Raw genomic sequence first — 19,239 nt, 5'->3', positions numbered from 1 at the left:
TCCCCCGTACGGACGCGCACCCCGCGGCGTGCCGGGGCCGCCGCCGACACCCTCTCCCCCGCGGGGCGGGCCTCTCCTACGCTGCGGACATGAAATGCGGACTCCTCGGCACCGGGCCATGGGCACAGCGCACCCACGGGCCCGCGCTCGCCGCTCACCAGGACGTGGACCTCGTCGGCGTCTGGGGGCGCCGCGCGGAGCCCACCGGCGCCCTCGCCCAGCAGCTCGGCACCCGGGCCTACGCCGACATCGACGCGCTGTTCGCGGACTGCGACGCGGTGGCCATCGCCCTGCCGCCCGACGTGCAGGCCCCACTCGCCGTGCGCGCCGCCGACTCCGGCTGCCACCTGCTGCTCGACAAACCCGTCGCCACGACACCCGAGGCGGCGCGCGCGGTGACCGAGGCGGTCGAGCGAGGCGGCGTCGGCTGCGTCGTCTTCTTCACCCTGCACTTCTCCGACACGACCGGCGACTGGCTCCGCGAGACGGCCCGCCGGGGAGAGACCTTCCGCGCGCGGTCCGCGGGAGACTGGCAGGTGGGGCGGGCCGACTGGCTCTCCCCTGTCTTCGGCGGCGCCGACTCCCCCTACACCGCCTCGCCCTGGCGGCGCGAGAAGGGCGCGCTGTGGGACGTCGGCCCGCACGCGCTGTCCGTACTGCTGCCGCTGCTCGGCGAGGCCGAGAGCGTGACCGCCGCCCGCGGCGGGGTGGGCGACACCGTGCACCTGGTGCTGCGGCACGCCTCCGGCGCCTCCAGCACATGCACGCTCAGCCACTCGGTGACCCCGGCGGCCGCCGGGGTCACCGCTGAGGTGCGGGGCGCACCGGGGATCGCCGAACTCCCGCTCCGCGAGGAGGAACCCGCCGTCTCCTTCGGCCGGGCCCTCGACGCCCTGCTGGAGACGGCCCGCACGGGCGGCGACCGTGACCACCCGTGCGGGGCCCGCTTCGCGGAGGCCGTCACCTCGGTCCTGCACCGCGCCCAGGAGCAACTGCCGCCCCTGGAGTGACGGGGATCATGGGCGCCGGGCCGTGAGGACCGTCGCGTGCAGGTCGGGGTCCTCCGCGACGGTCGGCGTCAGACCGGCCGCCGCCAGCAGCCGGGCGGCCGGCTCGGCCTGCCGGGTGCCGGTCTCGGTCAGCAGCGCTCCGCCGGGGGCGAGCCACGCGGCGGCGTCGGCGGCGACGCGGCGCAGCAGGGCGAGCCCGTCGGGTCCGCCGTCGAGGGCGGGGCGGGGCTCGTGGTCGCGGGCCTCGGGCGGGAGGAGCGGTATCTCCCCGGTCGGCACGTAGGGGACGTTCGCCGTCAGCACGTGCACCCGTCCGCGCAGCGCGGGTGGCAGCGCGGCGAACAGGTCGCCCTGGTGGACGTGTCCGCCCGCGCGGGCCAGGTTCCGGCGGGCGCAGCGCACGGCGGCCGGGTCGATGTCGGCGGCGTGCAGTTCTCCGCGGTCCGACAGCGCCGCGAGGACCGCGGCGCCCACGGCGCCCGTGCCGCAGCACAGGTCCACGACGAGGGGCGGCGTCGCGGTGGGGGCGGCGTCGGCCGCGCACCGTACGAGGAATTCCGTACGGCGCCGGGGCACGAAGACGCCCGGTTCGACGGCGACGCGCAGGCCGGCGAACCACGCCCAGCCCAGTACGTGTTCGAGGGGGTGCCCGGCGATGCGCCGGGCGGCCATGGCATCGAGTTCGGCCGTGTCGCGTGCGGTCTGCCGCAGCAGGCGGGCCTCGTCCTCGGCGAAGACGCAGCCCGCGGTGCGGAGCCGTAGGACCAGGTCGGTCTCGGCCAGGGGGAAGTCGTCGGATCGAGCGTGCATGGGAGCCTTTCCGGATCTCAGCGCTCCCGCTGTCCCCGGCGTCCGCTCAGCGCGTCGCGGGCCGCCCGGTGCGGGGCGAGAGCACGGTGCCTGTCACAGCGGAAATGCTTCTCACCTCCCTCTCTCCGCGTCGCTCGGACGTGCGGTACCGGTCGGCAAGCCTACCCGACGGCAGCCCCGCGCACGGCGTGGATCCGGGCTTCCGGGCCGGTCGCGGAGCGCGGAGGCAGGGACAGGGCGGCACCGCCGCCCTGTCCGCCGCGGCGAGGCGCCCCCGGTGCGCCGTCGGCGGTCAAAAAGCTGTGGACACACAAGAGTTGAGCGCGATGAGATGGGAGTGCCACATCTGACGGGGAGATGCTTGTGTCATCTGGTGAGGCGAACGGCACCGACGGTGCCCAGGGGAGACCGGGCGCCGCGCCTCGTCGTCCCCGGGCGGCCCCGCGCCCATCCCCCAGCCCCCGGCGCCGGAGCAGCGGCGGCTGCCCGCGGACGGCGGCGGGCCGAAGAGGAAGCAGAAGGGACAAGCTCATCAGGTACCACCAGCACGCCTTCACACGGCGCCTCGCACGCACGGTGCTCACGCCTGCTCTCTCCCTGGGGCTCGCCGCGGCGGGCACGACCGCCTACGCGGCCCAGCCGGCGGACGCGGGCAAAGACCCCGGAAACCAGACGAAGATCATCGGTGGCCACGAGTCGGCCGAGGACTACTCGTTCATCGCCTCCCTCCAAAAGCAGCGCGGCGACGATCCGGACGGCCACTACTGCGGCGGCACCCTGATCGCCGCCGACTGGGTGCTGACGGCCGCGCACTGCGTCACCGCCGACACGCCTGAGGACCCGAGCGCCTACCACGTGCGGATCGGCTCCCTGGACCGCACCGAGGGCGGCGAGGTCGCCCAGGTGGAGAAGTTCGTGGTGCACCCGGACTACCGGCACGCGGACGAGGAGGGCAGCGCGCACGACCTCGCGCTGGTCCAGCTCTCCACCGAGGTCTCCAAGGAGCCCGCTCCGCTGGCTTCCCGGACCCCGGCGGCCGGCGACACCGTCAAGGCCACCGGATGGGGCTACACCAAGGCGACGGGGAACGACCCCTCGCAGCTGCCCGTCAAGCACCGCGAGATCGACCTGCCGGTGCTCTCCCCCGACACGCCCAAGTGCGCCTCCAACGAGACGGACGGGGACGCCTGGGGCATCCGCGAGGGCGACTTTTGCACCGACAATCCGGGCGGCGAGGCCGGAACGTGCGGAGGCGACTCCGGCGCGCCCGCGCTCACCGAGGTGGCGGGCCGCTGGCAGCTGGCCGGTGTGACGAGCCGGTCGGTCGGTGACTGCGCCTCGACGCCCGACATCTACCCGAGCGTCGCCGAGCACAGCGACTGGATACGCGACGTCATCGGCTGAGCCCACTGCCGAGCCCACTGCCCCGGCCGCTGGGCCGCTGCCCCGGCTGCTGAGCCGGCGGGCCGCTGGGCGGCTGGGCCGCTGAGCCCCGGCTCGGCAGCCGGTGCGCCGCACCGCACCGCGCCACAGCGCACCGCACAAGGGGCCCCCGCTCCGACCGGACCCGGGGGCCCCGACGGGCCCGTACGGGTAGATTCGTGGCTCCACCGCCATACGGCCCAGCCGGCCACCGTGTTTGGAGTTTTCCGTGCGTGTCGTGATCGCTGAGGACCTCTTCCTGCTCAGGGACGGGCTCGTCCGCATGCTGGAGGCGTTCGACTTCGAGATCGCGGCGGCGGTCGACAACGGCCCCGAACTGAGCCGGGCGCTCGCCCAGCTGGAGCCCGACGTGGCCGTGGTGGACGTACGGCTGCCGCCGTCGTTCACGGACGAGGGGCTCCAGTGCGCGCTGGAGGCGCGCCGCAAGCGTCCGGGGCTGCCGGTGCTGGTCCTCTCCCAGCACGTCGAGCAGCTGTACGCGCGCGAGCTGCTGGCGGACGGGAACGGCGGCGTGGGCTACCTGCTCAAGGACCGGGTGTTCGACGCCGACCAGTTCGTGGACGCCGTACGGCGGGTCTCCGCGGGCGGTACGGCGATGGACCCGCAGGTGATCCAGCAGCTGCTGACGCGGCGCTCGCAGGACGCGCCGATGGGGAACCTGACGGCGCGCGAGAAGGAGGTGATGGAGCTGATGGCGCAGGGCAGATCGAACGCGGCCATCGCGGCACAGCTGGTCGTCACCGAGCGGGCCGTCGCCAAACACACCTCGAACATCTTCGGAAAGCTGGGCCTGCCGCCCTCCGACGACGACAACCGGCGCGTACTCGCCGTGCTCGCCTACCTCGACCGAGGCTGACCGCTTCGTTACCGTGCCTCACCGTACGTGTCTTTGGTCACATACGGCAGAACACCCCTCAGGTGGAGGCGCCCCCATGCACGAGCCGATCGACGAGCGCAGAAGATACGACGAATACGAGCAGTCCGATCACTCCGCGGTGCCGCGGGCCCGCGCCCCCCTCGACAGGCGGGCCGTGCTGGGCACGACGGGCGCGCTCGGCGCGGGTCTCGCGCTCTGCAGTGGGTACGCCCCCGCCATGGCGGCTCAGCGGACGGACGGGCAGCGCACCGGCACAGGCTCACGGCGGGCGAAGGCGCCGGGCGTCGACGCGGCGCAGCAGGCGCTCCAGCGGCTGCTGCCCCAGCACGCCGGGCAGGTCACCTTCCAGCAGATCGGCGGACCCGAGCGGTTCGAGGTCACCGGCAAGGCGGGCGGCGTGCGGGTGGCGGGCACGGGGCCCGTGGCCATGCTCATGGGCCTGCACTGGTACCTCAAGTACAGCTGCGACGCCCACGTCTCCTGGTCGGGCAGCCGGCTCGACCTCCCGGCGACGCTGCCCGCGCCCCGGGCGCAGCACGCGCAGAAGGCCACCGTCGCCAACAGGTTCGCCCTCAACGACACCCACGACGGCTACACGGCCCCCTACGCCGACTGGGAACACTGGGAGCGCTTCCTCGACGTGCTGGCCCTGCACGGCTTCAACGAGGTGCTGGTCACCGCGGGCCAGGAGGCCGTCTACCACCAGGTGCTCCAGGACTTCGGGTACAGCGAGGCCCAGGCCCGCGCCTGGATCCCGGCGCCCACGCACCAGCCGTGGTGGCTGTTGCAGAACATGGCCGAGTACGGCGGCCCGATCAGCACCGCGCTGCTGAAGAAACGCACCGACCTGGGCAAGCGCATCGTCGGCCGGATGCGCGAGCTGGGCATGAAGCCGGTGCTGCCCGGATACTTCGGCACCGTCCCGGCCGACTTCGCCAAGCGCAACAAGGGCGCCCGCACCGTGCCGCAGGGCAAGTGGAGCGGGCTGGACCGGCCGCCGTGGCTCGACCCGCGCACGGACGCCTTCCGCAAGGTGGCCGCCTCCTTCTACCAGCACCAGCGGAAACTCTTCGGCGACGTCGACCACTTCAAGATGGACCTGCTGCACGAGGGCGGCGACCCGGGCGACGTGCCGGTGCCCGAGGCGGCGCGGGCGGTGGAGAAGGCCCTGCACACCGCGCGGCCCGGCGCCACCTGGGTGATTCTCGGCTGGCAGGAGAACCCGCGCAAGGACCTGCTGGACGGGCTCACCGCCAAGGACAGGATGCTCATCGTCGACGGCCTCTCCGACCTGGACAAGGTCACCGACCGGGAGAAGGACTGGGGCGGGGTGCCCTACGCGTTCGGCTGCATCCCCAACTTCGGCGGCCGCACCACCATCGGCGCCAAGACCCACATGTGGACCGAGCGCTTCACCGCCTGGCGGGACAAGTCGGGCAGCAAGCTGGTGGGCACCTGCTACATGCCGGAGGCCACGCACCGCGACGCGGCGGCGCTGGAGCTGTTCAGCGAGCTGGCGTGGCGCGAGAAGGCAGTGGACCGGGGCAGCTGGTTCACCGGGTACGCGAAGCTGCGCTACGGCGGCCAGGACGCCCAGGCGGACAAGGCGATGACGGCGCTGCGGGAGACCGCGTACCGGATCAGCAGCAAGGACGGGCGCCCGCACGACAGCGTCTTCGCCGCCCGGCCCAGCCTCTCGGCCCGCTCCGGCGCCTACTACGCCACCCACACGCCCGCGTTCGACCTGCCCGCCTTCGACGGCGCCTTCTCGGCACTGCTGGGTGTCGGCGAGGGGCTGCGCTCCAGCGACGCCTACCGGTACGACCTGACCGACATCGGCCGTCAGGTCCTCGCCAACCGCTCCTGGACGCTGATCCCGCAGCTGGAGGACGCCTACAACAACAAGGACGCGGCCACCTTCAAGAAGCTGGCCGCGCTGTGGCTGAAGCTGCTGGAGCTGTCCGACGACATGTCGGGCGGTCACCGTGCCTTCCTGCTGGGCCCGTGGCTCCAGGCCGCACGCGCTGCGGGGAGCTCGACGACGGAGGACGCACAGCTGGAGCGCACCGCCCGCGCCCTCGTCACCACCTGGGCCGACCGCCCCACGGCCGACGGCGGCCACCTGGCCAACTACGCCAACCGCGACTGGCACGGCCTCATCCGCGACTTCCACCTCCCGCAGTGGAAGGCGTTCCTCGACGACCTCACGGACGCCCTCGAACAAAACCGCGCGCCGAAGAAGTTCGACTGGTACGCGCAGGAGGAGCCCTGGACGCGGAAGACGAACGACTATCCGACGCGGGCGGCGAGTGACCCGTACGCCACCGCGACCCGCGTGCGTGACGTGCTGGCCAAGGCCCCGTACCAGGCGTCGCTGAAGGTCATCGCCGAGCCCCGCGCCGTCCCGCCGGGCGAGCCGTGCACCGTACGGGCCGAGTACCGCAACGAGAACGGGCTCAGCGCCACCGGGAACGTCGATGTGACGCTGCGCGGCCTCGACGGCGCCGAGGCGCAGGACCCGACCTCGCACCGCGCCATCGAGCCCGGCGGCAGCGCCACCGTCCGCTGGCGGGTCCCCACGGGGGCGAAGCGGGCGCTGCGCGACCCCCTCGACGCGCTGGAGTACACGGTGGAGGTCCTCTCCGGCCCCTCGGGCCAGGACCGGGTGGCCACCAGCAGGTCCGACCGCCTCTACCGGGCGGGGCCACTGCCCGACGGCGTACGGACGGTGACGACGAACGACGCCGTCTTCGGGCACCTCGACGGCCGGTGGGCGATCGACGGCGCGGGAGCCGACCTGTGGAAGGCGACCGCCGAGTTCGGCGCCCTCTACCGGCCCGGGGCGCTGGCGGACGGCGCCACGGTGACGTTGAAGGTCGTCTCCCAGGAGAACAGCGGCCCGTGGGCACGCGCGGGCATCGTCGTACGCAACCGGCTGGCCGACGCGGCCTCCGGCGGCTTTGTGAACCTGGCGGCCACCCCCGCGAGCGGCGTCGTACTCTCCTGGGACAGCGACGGCGACGGCACCCTCGACACCTACCGGCAGATCACCGGCGTCACGGCCCCCGTCACCCTGCGGCTCTCCCGCTCGGGACGCTCCTTCACCGGGGAGCTGTCGACCGACGACGGAAAGAACTGGCGTACCGTCTCAACCGTCGAGGTGCCCGGTGCGTCAGGCAGTCAGGACGCCGGCGCGTTCATGACGGCGACCAACGGCGGCGGCACGGCCCGCGGACTCGCCGAGTTCGCCGGCTGGAAGACGGGCAAGCGCTAGCCGCGCGGCCCGCGCCGCGGGCGGTGCGCCCGCGGCGCGGGCGAGGGGCGGTACGGGGAGGGAACGGGACGTGACGGACGAGCGACCGCGGGCCGCGGTACAGACGCACGAGCTGATGCTGGCGCTCGTGAGGGGGCCCGCGCTCGCCGTCGTCACGCTCCCGCTCTCCATCCTGCTGTTCGTGCTCTCCGTCGTCTCGCTCGCGCTGCTGCCCATCGGGGTGGGCGTCGTCACCTTCCCACCCGTCCAGCGCGCCCTCCGCCGCTACGCCAACCAGCGGCGGAGGCTCGTCCACCGGTGGGGCGGCATCGAGGTGCCCGAACCGTACCGGCCCTGGCCGCGTGAACGCGGCGGCGGCGTCGTCGGCTGGGTGGAGCAGTGCGTGTGGCTGCTCAAGGACCCCGCGACCTGGCGCGACATCTCCTGGCTGCCCGCCGACATGACGGCCGGCTTCACCACGGCGCTGCTGCCGCCGATGCTGCCGCTCAACCACCAGCTGACCGCGCGGATGCTGGAGCCCACCCGCGAGATGCTGCTCTCCCGCCGGGTCGCGGAGCTGTACGAGACCCGGCACGACGCGGTGGACTCCTCCGCGGCCGAGCTGCGCCGCATCGAACGCGACCTGCACGACGGTGCACAGGCCCGGCTGGTCGCCATGGGCATGAGCCTGGGCACCATCGAAGCCCTCGTCGAGCGGGACCCCGCCAAGGCCAAGGCGCTGATCGCCCAGGCGCGGGAGAACAGCGCCGAGGCGCTGACGGAACTGCGCGACCTGGTACGCGGCATCCACCCGCCCGTACTCGCCGAACGCGGCCTCCCCGACGCGCTCCGCGCGCTGGCCCTGCGCATGCAGATCCCGGTGGAGGCCGACATCGACCTGCCGGGACGCTTCGACGAGCCCGTCGAGACGGCCGTCTACTTCGCGGTGAGCGAGGTGCTGACCAACGCCGCCAAGCACGCCGAGCCCTCCCGGGTGTGGCTCGACGTGCTGTACGCCGAGGACACCCCCGACGCGGGCGCCGTCCGCGTCACCGTCACCGACGACGGCAAGGGCGGCGCCTCCCTCGACGCCGGCTCCGGACTGCGGGGCGTACAGCGGCGGCTGGCCCAGTTCGACGGCGTCCTGGCCCTCGACAGCCCGGCCGACGGGCCGACGATGGTGACACTGGAAGTCCCCGCGCAGCCGACCTGAGGGCCCCCGGTAGCACTGACGGATGGACCGCCACCCGCGCGGTGGACAGGGGTGACTCCCCTCGCACGTGCCTCGTTTCAGGGAGTGTGAGTGAGCGGCCCGCGACGCTGGATGTCGAGCAGGCCGAGGCGGCCCTCGTGCGGCACTACCCTCGGCTGGTCCGGCTCGCCTACGGGATGCTGGACGGGGCGCCGCGGCGAGCGGTGACGGCACACGAGGTGGCGCGGAGCGCGCTGCCGCGCCGGTGCACGTCCACCGCGAGGCTCCCGCTGACCGGGGCGCGGGGCGAGGACCCGGTGTACGTGTGGCTGAGGTTGCGCGTGGTGCGTGCGGCGCTGGAGCGGCCGTGGTGGCCGCGCCGCCCTCCGCCCACCGAGGCCCCGGCCCGCGCCGCGCACGCGCTACGCCACCTGGAGGGCCTGACCGACCCCGCCATCCGCCAACTCCTGGGCGCCGCCCACGTACGCGACCCGGACGCGGCACTGGCCCACGCCGAGACGGTGGCGCACGCCGAGGCCCCGGCGTGCGCCGCATCGGTGGCTCGCGCCGGGACGGGAGACGACGGTGAACAGGTGACCCGCACCGAAGCCGAAGCTCGCGCCGGATCGGTGGCCCGCACCGGAGCGGCGGCAGAGGCCGGCGCGGACGCCGGGACCGACGCGGCGGCCGAGGCCGGCACGGACGCCGTGGGCGACCGCGCCGCGGCCGAGGCCCGGTTCGTACCGGCGCCTGGCCCGGCGCCCGAGGAAGGACCGGCACCTGCGGCCGGACGGACGTCCGGGGCCGAGCACGCGCCCGAGGCCGGTCCGGCAGCCGGGCCCGGTCCGGCGTCCGGGGCCGGGCAGACGGTTGGAACCGGTCCGGCAGCCGGGCCCGGGCCGGCAGCCGGGGCCGGGCACGCGCCCGGGAGCGGACAGGTGCCCGGGCCCGGTGCCGCGTGTGCTCTGTGCGCTGTCGGTGGGGCCGATCCCCTCGTCGTCGTTCGGCGGCGGCGGCGGGCTCGGGTGGTGGCGGCCGCGGTGGGTGCGGCGTTGGCCTGTTGTGGTCTGCTGGGGGTGCCGGGAGACACCTGGGGGCCCGACGCGGCGACGCGGGCTCCCCTCGTGCGGGGCACGGACGCACAGCGGGCGCTCGATCCGGGTGCGTTGGTCCGCGTGGGGGCCGACACCTGGCGGCTGGCCTCCCGCGTGGATCTGGGCACGTGGCCCGCGCGTGGCGCCCTGACGGGCGACGCGTCGTTGCTGCGCCGTGCCCTGGTCGCCTGGGCGAGGCCGCGCACGGACGTGCGGGTCAGCGCCACGCCCGGCACCGCGACGGGCCCGCCTCCTGGGCCGCCCCACCTGTTGTACGCGGGCCGGCTGGACGGTACGGCGGTGGTGGTGCTGTACGACGGGCTGCGGGTGGCGCGCTATACCGAGCCGTGGGACGCCCGGGACGGCTCGCGGGCGGCGCGCGACGGGGTCTCTGTGGAGTTGGCGCGGACGGCGGGCGCGGGGGCGGGGGCGGCGGCGTCCGGGGCGCTGGCCGTCTCCCGTACCGAGGGCGAGGTCCGCTATCTGACGGCGCCGTGGGTGGCCGGTGTCGCCCGGGTGGATCTCCTCGACCCGGGCGACCGGGAGGGCCGTGTGCTGTCCAGGGACGAGGCGGGGGTCACCGCACGCGTGCCGCTGCCCGTGACCCAGCCGGGGCACTGCGAGAGCTGGCCGGGGCTGGCGCTGGCCGGCAGCCGCGGCGTCGCGGAGGACGTCCAGCTCTACACGGACCTGGGGGAGCCGCTGCCGGCGCGGCTCACGGACGGGAAGCGCCGGGACCCGGCGACCGGTGCGGCGGCCCGGCGTCGGCTGGCGCACACGGTCTGCCGGCTGCCCGCGGTGCTCGACAGGGGCGTGGAGACCGTCAACACCTGGGAGTTCGCCCGGCAGCGGCTGCCGGACGGTGCGGGTGAGGCGGCGTGGGTGTGCACGAGGGCGGAGACGTGGCGGGGCACGGGCGCGCGGGTGCTGACCGGGTTCCAGCCGCCCGCGGCGGCTCCGGGACACCGCGGAGCCGTCACGTGGCGGGCGCGGGACACCCGCGCGTGCGGCCCGCGCTCCCACGAGGTGCTCGCCGGTGCGCTGTGGAGGTCGGAGAGGGGCGACTGGTACGTGCTGGCCGCGGCCGACGCGGGCGTGACGCGTCTGCGGGCCCGCGGCCGCGGGCTGGCGGAGGGGCCTGTCGCGGCGGTGGGGCACACGCTGGCGGCCCGCGTCGGGGGCCGGGACGCCTCGGTCCGGCTGGCCGGTGAGCGCGCGGACGGCTCCACGGAGCACGCCAGGACTCGGCTGGGTTAGCGTGACCGGGGAGACGGCCTCGCGCACGGGGCGGGAGCGGGGAGACGAGGACGATGATCCGGGTACTGCTGGCGGATGACGAGGTCATGATCAGGGCCGGGGTGCGGGCGATCCTCGCCTCGGCCGGGGATCTGGAGGTGGTCGCCGAGGCGGGCGACGGCCACGAGGCCGTCGACCTGGCGCAACGGCACCGCCCTGACGTGTGTCTGCTCGACATCCGGATGCCGCGGCTCGACGGGCTGCGTGCCGCCGCCGAGCTGCGCCGCACGTGCCCGCAAAGCGCCCTGATGATGCTGACCACGTTCAGCGAGGACGAGTACATCGCCGCGGCGCTCGGTTCCGGCGTCGCCGGTTTCGTTCTCAAGTCCGGTGACCCACAGGAGTTGCTGGCCGGTGTGCGCGCCGTACACGGAGGTGGTGCCTACCTCTCCCCCACGGTCGCCCAGCGTGTCATCGCCCACCTGGACACCGGCGCGCTGAGCCGCCGCACGGACGCGCGGGCGCGCACGGCGGTGCTGACGCCGCGGGAGCGCGAGGTGCTGGGCCTGGTCGGCGCGGGCCTGTCGAACGCCGACATCGCCGCGCGGCTGCACGTCGTGGAGGGCACGGTGAAGACCTATGTGAGCCAGGTCCTCGCCCGGCTGGACATGCGCAACCGGGTGCAGGCGGCGATCCTCGCGCACGAGGCGGGCCTGGTCCCCGCGGCCGGGGACGCCCGCGTGACGGGGGACGCCGGGGACCGGGCCTGAGAGCGGCCTGTCAGGGTGGCGGCGCCTGTGCGGTGGAGCCGCGGACGACGAGTTCCGGCTGGAAGACGAACTCCGTGTCGGCCATCGGGCTTCCGCCCATCGGCTCCAGCAGGGCGCCCACAGCGGCGTTGGCCATCGCGCGGACCGGCTGGCGGACGGTGGTCAGCGGCGGGTCGGTGAACGCGTTGAGTTCGGAGTCGTCGTAGCCGACCACCGAGACCTGTCCCGGCACGGTCAGCCCCCGCTGCCGCGCGGCGCGTACGGCGCCGAGCGCCATCAGGTCGCTGCCGCACACCAGCCCGGTGCAGCCCGCGTCGAGCAGCGCGCCGGCGGCGGCGTGCCCGCCCTCGACGGTGAAGAGGGTGTGCTGGATGTGCGGCTCCTTCCCCGCGGGGTCGCCGGCGACCGCCTGCCGGAACCCGGCCACCTTGCGGCGGGTGGGCACGAACCTGTCGGGGCCGACGGCGAGCCCGATGCGCCGGTGCCCCAACTGGCGCAGGTGGCTGACGGCCAGGGCGGCGGCCGCGCGGTCGTCGGGGGAGACGAAGGGCGCGCTGATGTGCTCGTTGTAGCCGTTGACGAGGACGAACGGCACGCCCCGTGCGGCCAGTCGCGCGTAGCGTGCGGGGTCCGCGGTCAGGTCGGCGTGCAGTCCTGAGAGGAAGATGATGCCGGACACGTCGCGTTCGACGAGTTGGCCGACCAGTTCGTCCTCGGTCGCGCCGCCCAGCATCCGGGTGCCCAGCACGGGCGTGTACCCGTAGCCCGACAGGCACTGCTCGATGACCTGGGCGAACGCGGGGAAGATCGGGTTGGTCAGCTCGGGGATGACCAGCCCGACCAGGCCCGCGCTGCGCTGCCGGACCCGGGCGGGGCGCTCGTAGCCGAGGACGTCGACCGCGGCCAGCACCCGCTGCCGGGTGGCGGCGGCCACGCCCGGTCTGCCGTTGAGCACGCGGCTGGCCGTCGCCTCGCTGACCTCGGCCTGGGCTGCGATGTCGGCGAGGCGTGCGGTCAGGGCCGTGCTCATCCGCGGACCCACCAGGCGGTGGTGTCCCCCGGCAGTACGGTCTCGCCCGGTGCCGCGCCGGTGTCCAGGCTGCCGCTGGCCAGCAGCAGTTCTCCGGTCGCCAGGTCGAGCCGCACGGGTTTCGTGCGGGTGTTGGCCGCGCACACGAACGCGCCGCGCCGGAACGCCAGCACCCCCCGCGGTGCGGGCAGCCACTCCAGCGGGTCGCCGTCCCCCAGTTCGGGCCGCTCGCGGCGCAGCCGCAGCGCGGTGCGGTAGAGCTCCAGGGTGGAGCCGGGGTCGCCGGTCTGTGCGGCGACCGACAGCGCGCCCCATCCCGGTGGCTGGGGCAGCCAGCTTCCGCCGCTGCCGAACCCGTAGGAGCTGCCCGCCGCCGCGTCCTTCTCCTCGTTCCAGGGCAGCGGCACGCGGCACCCGTCGCGCAGCCCGTCCTGTCCGTTGGCGCGGAAGAACGAGGGGTCCTGGCGTGCGCCGTCGGGCAGTTCGGTCACCTCGGGGAGTCCGAGTTCCTCGCCCTGGTAGACGTAGGCGGAGCCGGGCAGCGCGAGCATCAGCAGCGAGGCGGCACGGGCGCGCGCGTGGCCGCCGCCCAGCCGGGTGCGGTGGCGTACGACGTCGTGGTTGGACAGGACCCAGGTCGCGGGCGCGCCGACCGCTCCGAGCGAGGTGAGGGAGGCGTCGATGACGGTGCGCAGCGCCTCGGCGTCCCACCCCGTGCTCAGGTAGTGGAAGTTGAACGCCTGGTGGAGTTCGTCCTCGCGTACGTACAGCGCGGTGCGCTCGGCGGTGGGCGTCCACGCCTCGGCCACTCCGACGCGCTCTCCGGGGTACTCGTCGAGTACGGCCCGCCAGGAGCGGTAGATCTCGTGGACCCCGTCCTGGTCGAAGAACGGCAGTTCGGCGGTGCCCAGGAGCCGCAGTTGTCCGCTGCTGCCCATGTCGGGCAGTCCGGCGGCCTTGACGAGTCCGTGCGCCACGTCGATGCGGAATCCGTCGACGCCCTTGTCCAGCCAGAAGCGCAGCACGGAGCGGAACTCGTCGCGGACGGCCGGGTTCTCCCAGTTGAAGTCGGGCTGTTCGGGTGCGAACAGGTGCAGGTACCACTCGCCAGGATCGCCCGGTACCGGGCTCCAGGCGGGTCCGCCGAAGACCGACTCCCAGTCGTTGGGCGGCTCGTGGCCTCCTGGCCCCTTGCCGGAGGCGAAGTGGTAGCGGCGGCGGGCCGCCGGGTCTCCGGCGAGGGCCCGCCTGAACCACTCGTGCCGGTCGGAGGAGTGGTTGGGGACGACGTCGATGATGACGCGCAGCCCGAGTGCGTGGGCCTCCTCGATGAGGGCCTCGGCGTCGCGCAGCGTGCCGAACATCGGGTCGATGGAGCGGTAGTCGGCCACGTCGTAGCCCGCGTCGGCCTGCGGGGACGCGTAGAAGGGACTCAGCCACACGGCGTCGACGCCCAGCCTCGCCAGGTGGGGCAGGCGCCGGCGGGCGCCCACCAGGTCGCCCATGCCGTCGCCGTCGCCGTCGGCGAAGGAGCGCGGGTAGATCTGGTAGATCACCGCGTCCCGCCACCACCGGGAGGCGGCGGGCGCCCTTTCGGCCCGTGCTGCCGTCTCGAGCGCGGGGGCGTTGTTGTGCTGGTCCATCACGTCCCAATCGTTGCCCCGCCACCGCGGGGAGAAGGAGGAGACCGGGCGGGCGGGTGCCGGGAGGGCACCGGCGGCCCGGCCGGGTCCGGGAGCAGGGTCGGCGGGGCTAGGCTTTCGTCGCTCCGGCGGTCAGCCCGGAGACCAGGTGGCGCTGCGCGAAGCCGAACACGAGGCCGGCCGGGACGGCGACGATCACGGCTGCCGCCGTCATCGAACCCCAGTCGGTGCCGTAGCGGTTGACGAAGTTCTGTAGGCCGCCCGCCAGCGTCTGGTTCTCCTCGCCCGTCATGAACGCCGTCGCGTAGGCGACCTCGGCCCAGGCCGTGACGAAGGAGTAGAACCCGGTGACGGCGATGCCCGGCTTCGCCAGCGGCAGGATCAGCCGCCAGAAGGTGCCGAACGGGTTGAGCCCGTCCACCCGCCCCGACTCGTCGATGTCGACGGGAATCGTGTCGAAGAACCCCTTCATCATCCACGCGCAGAACGGCACGGCCACCGTCAGATACGTGACGATCAGGCCGGCGGGCTGGTTGAGCAGGCCCAGGTTCGCCATGGTGTTGTACAGCGGCACGATGAGGACCGCCATCGGGAACATCTGCGTGATGAGCAGAATCCACATCAGCGGGCGCATGCCGGGGAAGCGGAAGCGGCTGAGGGCGTAGCCGGTGGTCGCCGCGATGAACACCCCGATGACGGTGGTACCGACGACCACGGTCAAAGAGTTCCCGAACCACGACAGGAAGTGGGTGTCGGCGACGACGTGGCGGTAGTTGCCGAAGGTGAAGTCCTTGACCAGCGCGGTCGTGAACGACTCGCTCTTCGGCTTGAACGAGGTGACCAGCAGCCACAGCGGGGGAAACAGCGCGCAGACCGTGCCGGTCAGCAGCCCGGCATGCAGCCCTGCGGAGGCCGCCGGTGTTCTCCTCCGGCGTCGTGGCCCGCCACCGCGCTCGCCCGCCACGCGCCGGCTCGCGTCGCGCGGGCCGGCGCTCTCCGGCTCTTCGGTGCGTGTTCCGGCGGTTCGCGACGGAGTCGTCGTCACCACGCCTCCCCTTGGCGGCGCAGCGCGCGCCGATAGACGACCGTGAACAGCGAGAGCAGCAGCAGGATGAGGACACCCCAGGCGGCCGAGGTGGCGAAGTCGCGGGGGCTGTTGACGAAGGACAGCCGGAAGGCGTACGTCACCAGGATCTCCGTCGAGTCCCCGGGGCCGCCCTTGGTGAGCAGGTAGATCACCGGGAACATGTTGAACGTCCAGATGGTGCTCAGCAGGACCACCGTGCTGCTGACCGCGCGCACCCCCGGCAGCGTGATGTTGCGGAACCGCTGCCAGGGCCCGGCGCCGTCCATCTCGGCCGCCTCGTACAGCTCGCCGGGTATCGCCTGGAGCGCCCCCAGCATCGCCACGATCATGAACGGCACGCCCAGCCACACGTTGACGGCGACCACCGACAGCTTCGCCCACGTCGGGTCCCCGAGCCACGGGACCGCGTCGATCCCGCCACCCTCGAGCACCTTGTTCAGCAGCCCGTTCTTCTCGTTGAACAGCATCTTCCAGGCGAAGACGGAGACGAACGCGGGGATCCCCCACGGCACGATCATCGCCACCCGGTAGAAGGTGCGGCCCTTCACGCGCCGGTTCAGCATGTTCGCGAGCGTCAGCCCCAGCACGAAGGTGACGCCGACACACCCCGCCGTCCACACCGCCGTCCAGCCGAGCCGGTCCCAGAAGACGCTGTCGGACAGGATCCGGCGGTAGTTGTCCAGGCCGATGAAGTCGTAGGTGGCCGGGATGTCGTTCACGCCGATGTGGCGCTCGACGTTGGCCTCGTCGGCGTCGGTGAGGGAGAGGTAGACACCGCGGGTGAGGGGGTAGCCGATGATCAGCCCGATGACCAGGATCACCGGGGCCACCATGGCCCACGCGTACCAGTGTCTCGCCGACAGGGCGATGATCCGCTTCATGTCTGTTGCGCTTCCCTTCTCCGCGGGGCGGCCGTTTCCGGCCCCCCGGGGAGTGGCCCCTTACTTGTAGTCCTTCAGGAGCTTGCGGAACTCCTCCCCGACGTCCCGCGCTGCCTTCTCGGGTGACCTGCCCTGGGCGAGGACCCCGTCGACGCCGACCCTGACGGGCTCGAACAGCGAGTTGCCCTCGGCGATCCACGGCCGCTGTACCGCCTTGTCGACCGCGGGCCGGAAGAACTCGACCATCTCGTTGCTCCGCACCGCGGACTTCTCGTACACGGACGTGCGCGTGGGCAGGAGGGACAGCTCCTTCGTGGTGCGGGTCTGCACCTCGGCGCTGCTCATGTACTTGACGAATTCCTGCGAGGCCCGCATGTTCTCGGTGCCGGCGTAGACGGAAAGGTTCCAGCCGCCCTGCGGCGAGCCCTGGGCCCTGCTGCCTGCCGGGACGGCCGCCACCCCGAGGTTGTCCTTCTTCGCGCCCTTGAACTCCTTGCCCTGACGGGCGAGGGCGAGGTCCCAGGGGCCGTCGACGATCATGGCGACCTTGCCGTCCTGGAAGGCCCTCATGCCGTTCTCCTGGCCGTCGCTGCTGTCGGTGACCGCGGCGCCGGAGTCGACGAGGTCCTTCATGGTGGCGAGGGCGCGCACACCGGGTTCGTCGTCGACGGTGACCTTCTTGTGCCCGGGGTCGATGAGGTCGCCGCCCTCGCCGTAGAGGTAGGGCAGGAACCAGTAGGGGTCGTCGCCGCGCAGGTAGAGCGCGGTGGCGCCGGTCTCGTCCTTGATCTTCCCGGCGTTCTTCTTCAGCTGTGCGAAGGAGGTGGGCACCTTCACGCCCGCTTCCTTCAGCAGCCGCTTGTTGTAGAAGAGCCCGAGGGTGTCGGTGACCTGCGGGACCGCGTACGTCTTGCCCTCGAACCTCGTGGAGCCCGCCGCGGTCTTCAGGTAGTCGTCCTCGTCGTGCAGGGCCGGAGTGCCGTCGAGGGGGGCGAGATAACCGAGGTTGGCGAAGTCGGCGACCCAGGCGACCTCCGTGCGCATCACGTCGGGGGCACCGGAGTTGCCGCCTGCGGCGTTCTTGAACTTCTGGTTGGCGTCACCGAAGTTGACGTGCACGTACTTGACGTCCACCTTCGCGTGTTTCTTCTCGAAGTCCTCGGCGATCTTCTTGTAGGTGTCCTTCTCGCCCTCGTTCGAGGTGTCCCAGAAGGTGACGGTCCCTTCGATCGCGCCGCTGGAGGCGTTGCCGCCGTCCGCGTCGCCGCCGCAAGCCGTTGCCGCAAGAGCCAGTCCCGCTATCAGCGCGGTGGCGCCTATGCCACGCCGCATGTCCGATCCCTCCGCAAGGTGAGAGCGCGCGCCGTGAGCGGCGCTCGGCTGCGGAGGAACGTAACAGCGGCGCCACACGATTGAAAGAGCTTGCGGTAAATTTCTGCAAGGGCCCCTGTCGGCCTGTCGCGCGCACCCGCGGGCCACGTGACTTTGGGCATCAGCCCGCGATGTGGCCGTTGAACACCGGCTTGCCCCACTTCGCCCCCGCCCCCGTGGCTGGTGGCGCGACGCCGTCAGCCACCAGGTCTACGCCCGCTCGTTCGCCGACGGCGACGGGACCGGGGACCTGCCGGGCGTACCGGGGGCGCCTGCCGTACCTGGCCGGACTCGGTGTGGAGAGAAGGTTCGACTCCGTGCCGCGGTTCTGGCTGGGAGTCGCGGGACTCCACGGAGGCCGGGGCGGGTGCCGGACGGCTGCGGATCCCGGCTCATTCCTACACCTGGTGGGCAGCGTGAGGCACTGCCGGTAAGGTCCGGTCCTGTGACCGCACGGCTAGCTGACATCGCAGCGCAGGCGGGGGTCAGCGAAGCCACGGTCAGCCGGGTCCTCAACGGCAAGCCCGGCGTCGCCGCGGCCACCCGCGAATCCGTCCTGGCCGCGCTCGACGTCCTGGGCTACGAGCGCCCCGTCAAGCTGCGCCGCCGCAGCGAGGGCCTGGTGGGGCTGATCACGCCCGAGTTGGAGAATCCGATTTTCCCGGCCTTCGCACAGGTGATCGCGCAGGGCCTCACCAGGCAGGGCTACACGCCCGTGCTCGCCACCCAGACGCCCGGCGGCTCCACCGAGGACGAGTTGACGGAGATGCTGGTCGACCGGGGCGTGGCCGGGATCATCTTCGTCTCCGGGCTGCACGCCGACACCACCGCCGACACCGGGCGGTACGAACGGCTGCACGGCCAGGGCGTCCCCTTCGTCCTGGTCAACGGCTACTCCGCGGGCGTGCGCGCCCCCTTCGTCTCCCCCGACGACCGGGCCGCCATGCGGCTGGCCGTCACCCATCTGGCCTCCCTCGGCCACGAGCGCATCGGCCTCGCGCTCGGCCCCGAGCGCTTCGTCCCCGTCCAGCGGAAGATCGAGGGCTTCACCCGGACGATGCGCGAGCACTTCGCGACGGACTGCGCGCCGCTGATCCAGCACTCCCTCTACACACTCGAGGGCGGCCAGGCCGCGACGGGCGAGCTGCTGGCGCGCGGGTGCACCGCCGTCGTGTGTGCCAGCGACATGATGGCGCTCGGCGCGATCCGCGCCGCCCGGCAGCGGGGGCTCGCCGTTCCCGACGACGTCTCCGTCATCGGGTTCGACGACTCTCCCCTCATCGCCTTCACCGACCCGCCCCTGACGACGATCCGGCAGCCGGTGACCGCGATGGGCCAGGCCGCCGTCCGCACCCTGCTGGAGGAGATCGACGGCACCCCCGCGCCGCACACCGAGTTCGTCTTCCTGCCTGAGCTGGTGGTACGCGGATCCACCGCGTCCCGCAGGCATCCCTGACACCTCTCGCCCGCTCGCCTCCACCGCGGGGTGGAGGCGAGCGGGCCAAGACCCGACCGCAGGATGATCGGCCGGTTCACCCCGTC

At 73.3% G+C, this 19,239-nt stretch carries 14 protein-coding genes; 8 read left to right on the top strand and 6 right to left on the bottom strand.

What is annotated here, in order from left to right; genetic code table 11:
- Positions 1–89 precede the first annotated feature (89 nt).
- The gene (locus DQ392_RS28900) at positions 90–1,010 is read left to right on the top strand and encodes a Gfo/Idh/MocA family protein (protein ID WP_114018592.1); all 921 of its coding nucleotides are present in this window, start codon (positions 90–92) and stop codon (positions 1,008–1,010) included.
- Between the two features lie 6 nt (positions 1,011–1,016).
- Here the strand turns inward: DQ392_RS28900 and DQ392_RS28895 are convergent, their stop codons facing one another.
- Positions 1,017–1,820: a putative protein N(5)-glutamine methyltransferase gene (locus DQ392_RS28895; protein WP_114018591.1), complete on the bottom strand. Its 804-nt coding sequence runs from the start codon at positions 1,818–1,820 to the stop codon at positions 1,017–1,019.
- Positions 1,821–2,396: 576 nt separating this feature from the next.
- On the opposite strand from DQ392_RS28895, the gene DQ392_RS28890 reads away from it, so the two are divergent.
- From DQ392_RS28890 to DQ392_RS28865, 6 genes are all read left to right on the top strand, one after another.
- Positions 2,397–3,224: a S1 family peptidase gene (locus DQ392_RS28890; RefSeq protein ID WP_245982070.1), complete on the top strand. Its 828-nt coding sequence runs from the start codon at positions 2,397–2,399 to the stop codon at positions 3,222–3,224.
- 247 nt (positions 3,225–3,471) lie between these two features.
- Positions 3,472–4,119, top strand: coding sequence for a LuxR C-terminal-related transcriptional regulator (locus tag DQ392_RS28885; protein WP_114018589.1), 648 nt, complete (start codon positions 3,472–3,474; stop codon positions 4,117–4,119).
- Positions 4,120–4,195: 76 nt separating this feature from the next.
- Complete coding sequence (locus tag DQ392_RS28880; RefSeq protein ID WP_114018588.1) at positions 4,196–7,414, top strand: alpha-N-acetylglucosaminidase; 3,219 nt, start codon at positions 4,196–4,198, stop codon at positions 7,412–7,414.
- A gap of 70 nt (positions 7,415–7,484) precedes the next feature.
- Positions 7,485–8,606, top strand: coding sequence for a sensor histidine kinase (locus DQ392_RS28875; protein ID WP_114018587.1), 1,122 nt, complete (start codon positions 7,485–7,487; stop codon positions 8,604–8,606).
- 86 nt (positions 8,607–8,692) lie between these two features.
- Complete coding sequence (locus tag DQ392_RS35545; protein ID WP_245982068.1) at positions 8,693–10,936, top strand: hypothetical protein; 2,244 nt, start codon at positions 8,693–8,695, stop codon at positions 10,934–10,936.
- Between the two features lie 53 nt (positions 10,937–10,989).
- A complete protein-coding gene (locus DQ392_RS28865; protein ID WP_114018586.1) occupies positions 10,990–11,685 on the top strand; it encodes a response regulator in 696 nt (231 codons plus the stop codon).
- A 10-nt stretch (positions 11,686–11,695) separates the two neighbouring features.
- On the opposite strand, the gene DQ392_RS28860 is transcribed toward DQ392_RS28865, so the two are convergent.
- From DQ392_RS28860 to DQ392_RS28840, 5 genes are all read right to left on the bottom strand, one after another.
- Positions 11,696–12,715 (bottom strand): LacI family DNA-binding transcriptional regulator, encoded by a 1,020-nt coding sequence (locus tag DQ392_RS28860; protein WP_114018585.1) that lies wholly within the window; start codon positions 12,713–12,715, stop codon positions 11,696–11,698.
- Positions 12,712–14,358, bottom strand: coding sequence for a glycoside hydrolase family 13 protein (locus tag DQ392_RS28855; protein WP_114018584.1), 1,647 nt, complete (start codon positions 14,356–14,358; stop codon positions 12,712–12,714). The genes DQ392_RS28860 and DQ392_RS28855 overlap by 4 nt, the downstream gene beginning before the upstream one ends.
- 109 nt (positions 14,359–14,467) lie before the next feature.
- On the bottom strand, positions 14,468–15,403 hold the full coding sequence (locus DQ392_RS28850) for a sugar ABC transporter permease (RefSeq protein ID WP_425470623.1): 936 nt from the start codon (positions 15,401–15,403) through the stop codon (positions 14,468–14,470).
- A complete protein-coding gene (locus tag DQ392_RS28845; protein ID WP_114018583.1) occupies positions 15,400–16,326 on the bottom strand; it encodes a carbohydrate ABC transporter permease in 927 nt (308 codons plus the stop codon). Before DQ392_RS28845 ends, DQ392_RS28850 begins: the two co-directional genes overlap by 4 nt.
- A gap of 60 nt (positions 16,327–16,386) precedes the next feature.
- Positions 16,387–17,658 (bottom strand): extracellular solute-binding protein, encoded by a 1,272-nt coding sequence (locus tag DQ392_RS28840; protein ID WP_114018582.1) that lies wholly within the window; start codon positions 17,656–17,658, stop codon positions 16,387–16,389.
- A gap of 484 nt (positions 17,659–18,142) precedes the next feature.
- On the opposite strand from DQ392_RS28840, the gene DQ392_RS28835 reads away from it, so the two are divergent.
- Positions 18,143–19,153 (top strand): LacI family DNA-binding transcriptional regulator, encoded by a 1,011-nt coding sequence (locus DQ392_RS28835; protein WP_114018581.1) that lies wholly within the window; start codon positions 18,143–18,145, stop codon positions 19,151–19,153.
- Positions 19,154–19,239: the final 86 nt, after the last annotated feature.

The sequence above is a fragment of the Streptomyces reniochalinae genome, from assembly GCF_003323735.1.
Taxonomy (GTDB): Bacteria; Actinomycetota; Actinomycetes; order Streptomycetales; family Streptomycetaceae; genus Streptomyces; species Streptomyces reniochalinae.
The sequence above is the reverse complement of the archived record's forward strand: the minus strand, read 5'-3'. Positions and strand labels throughout refer to the sequence as shown.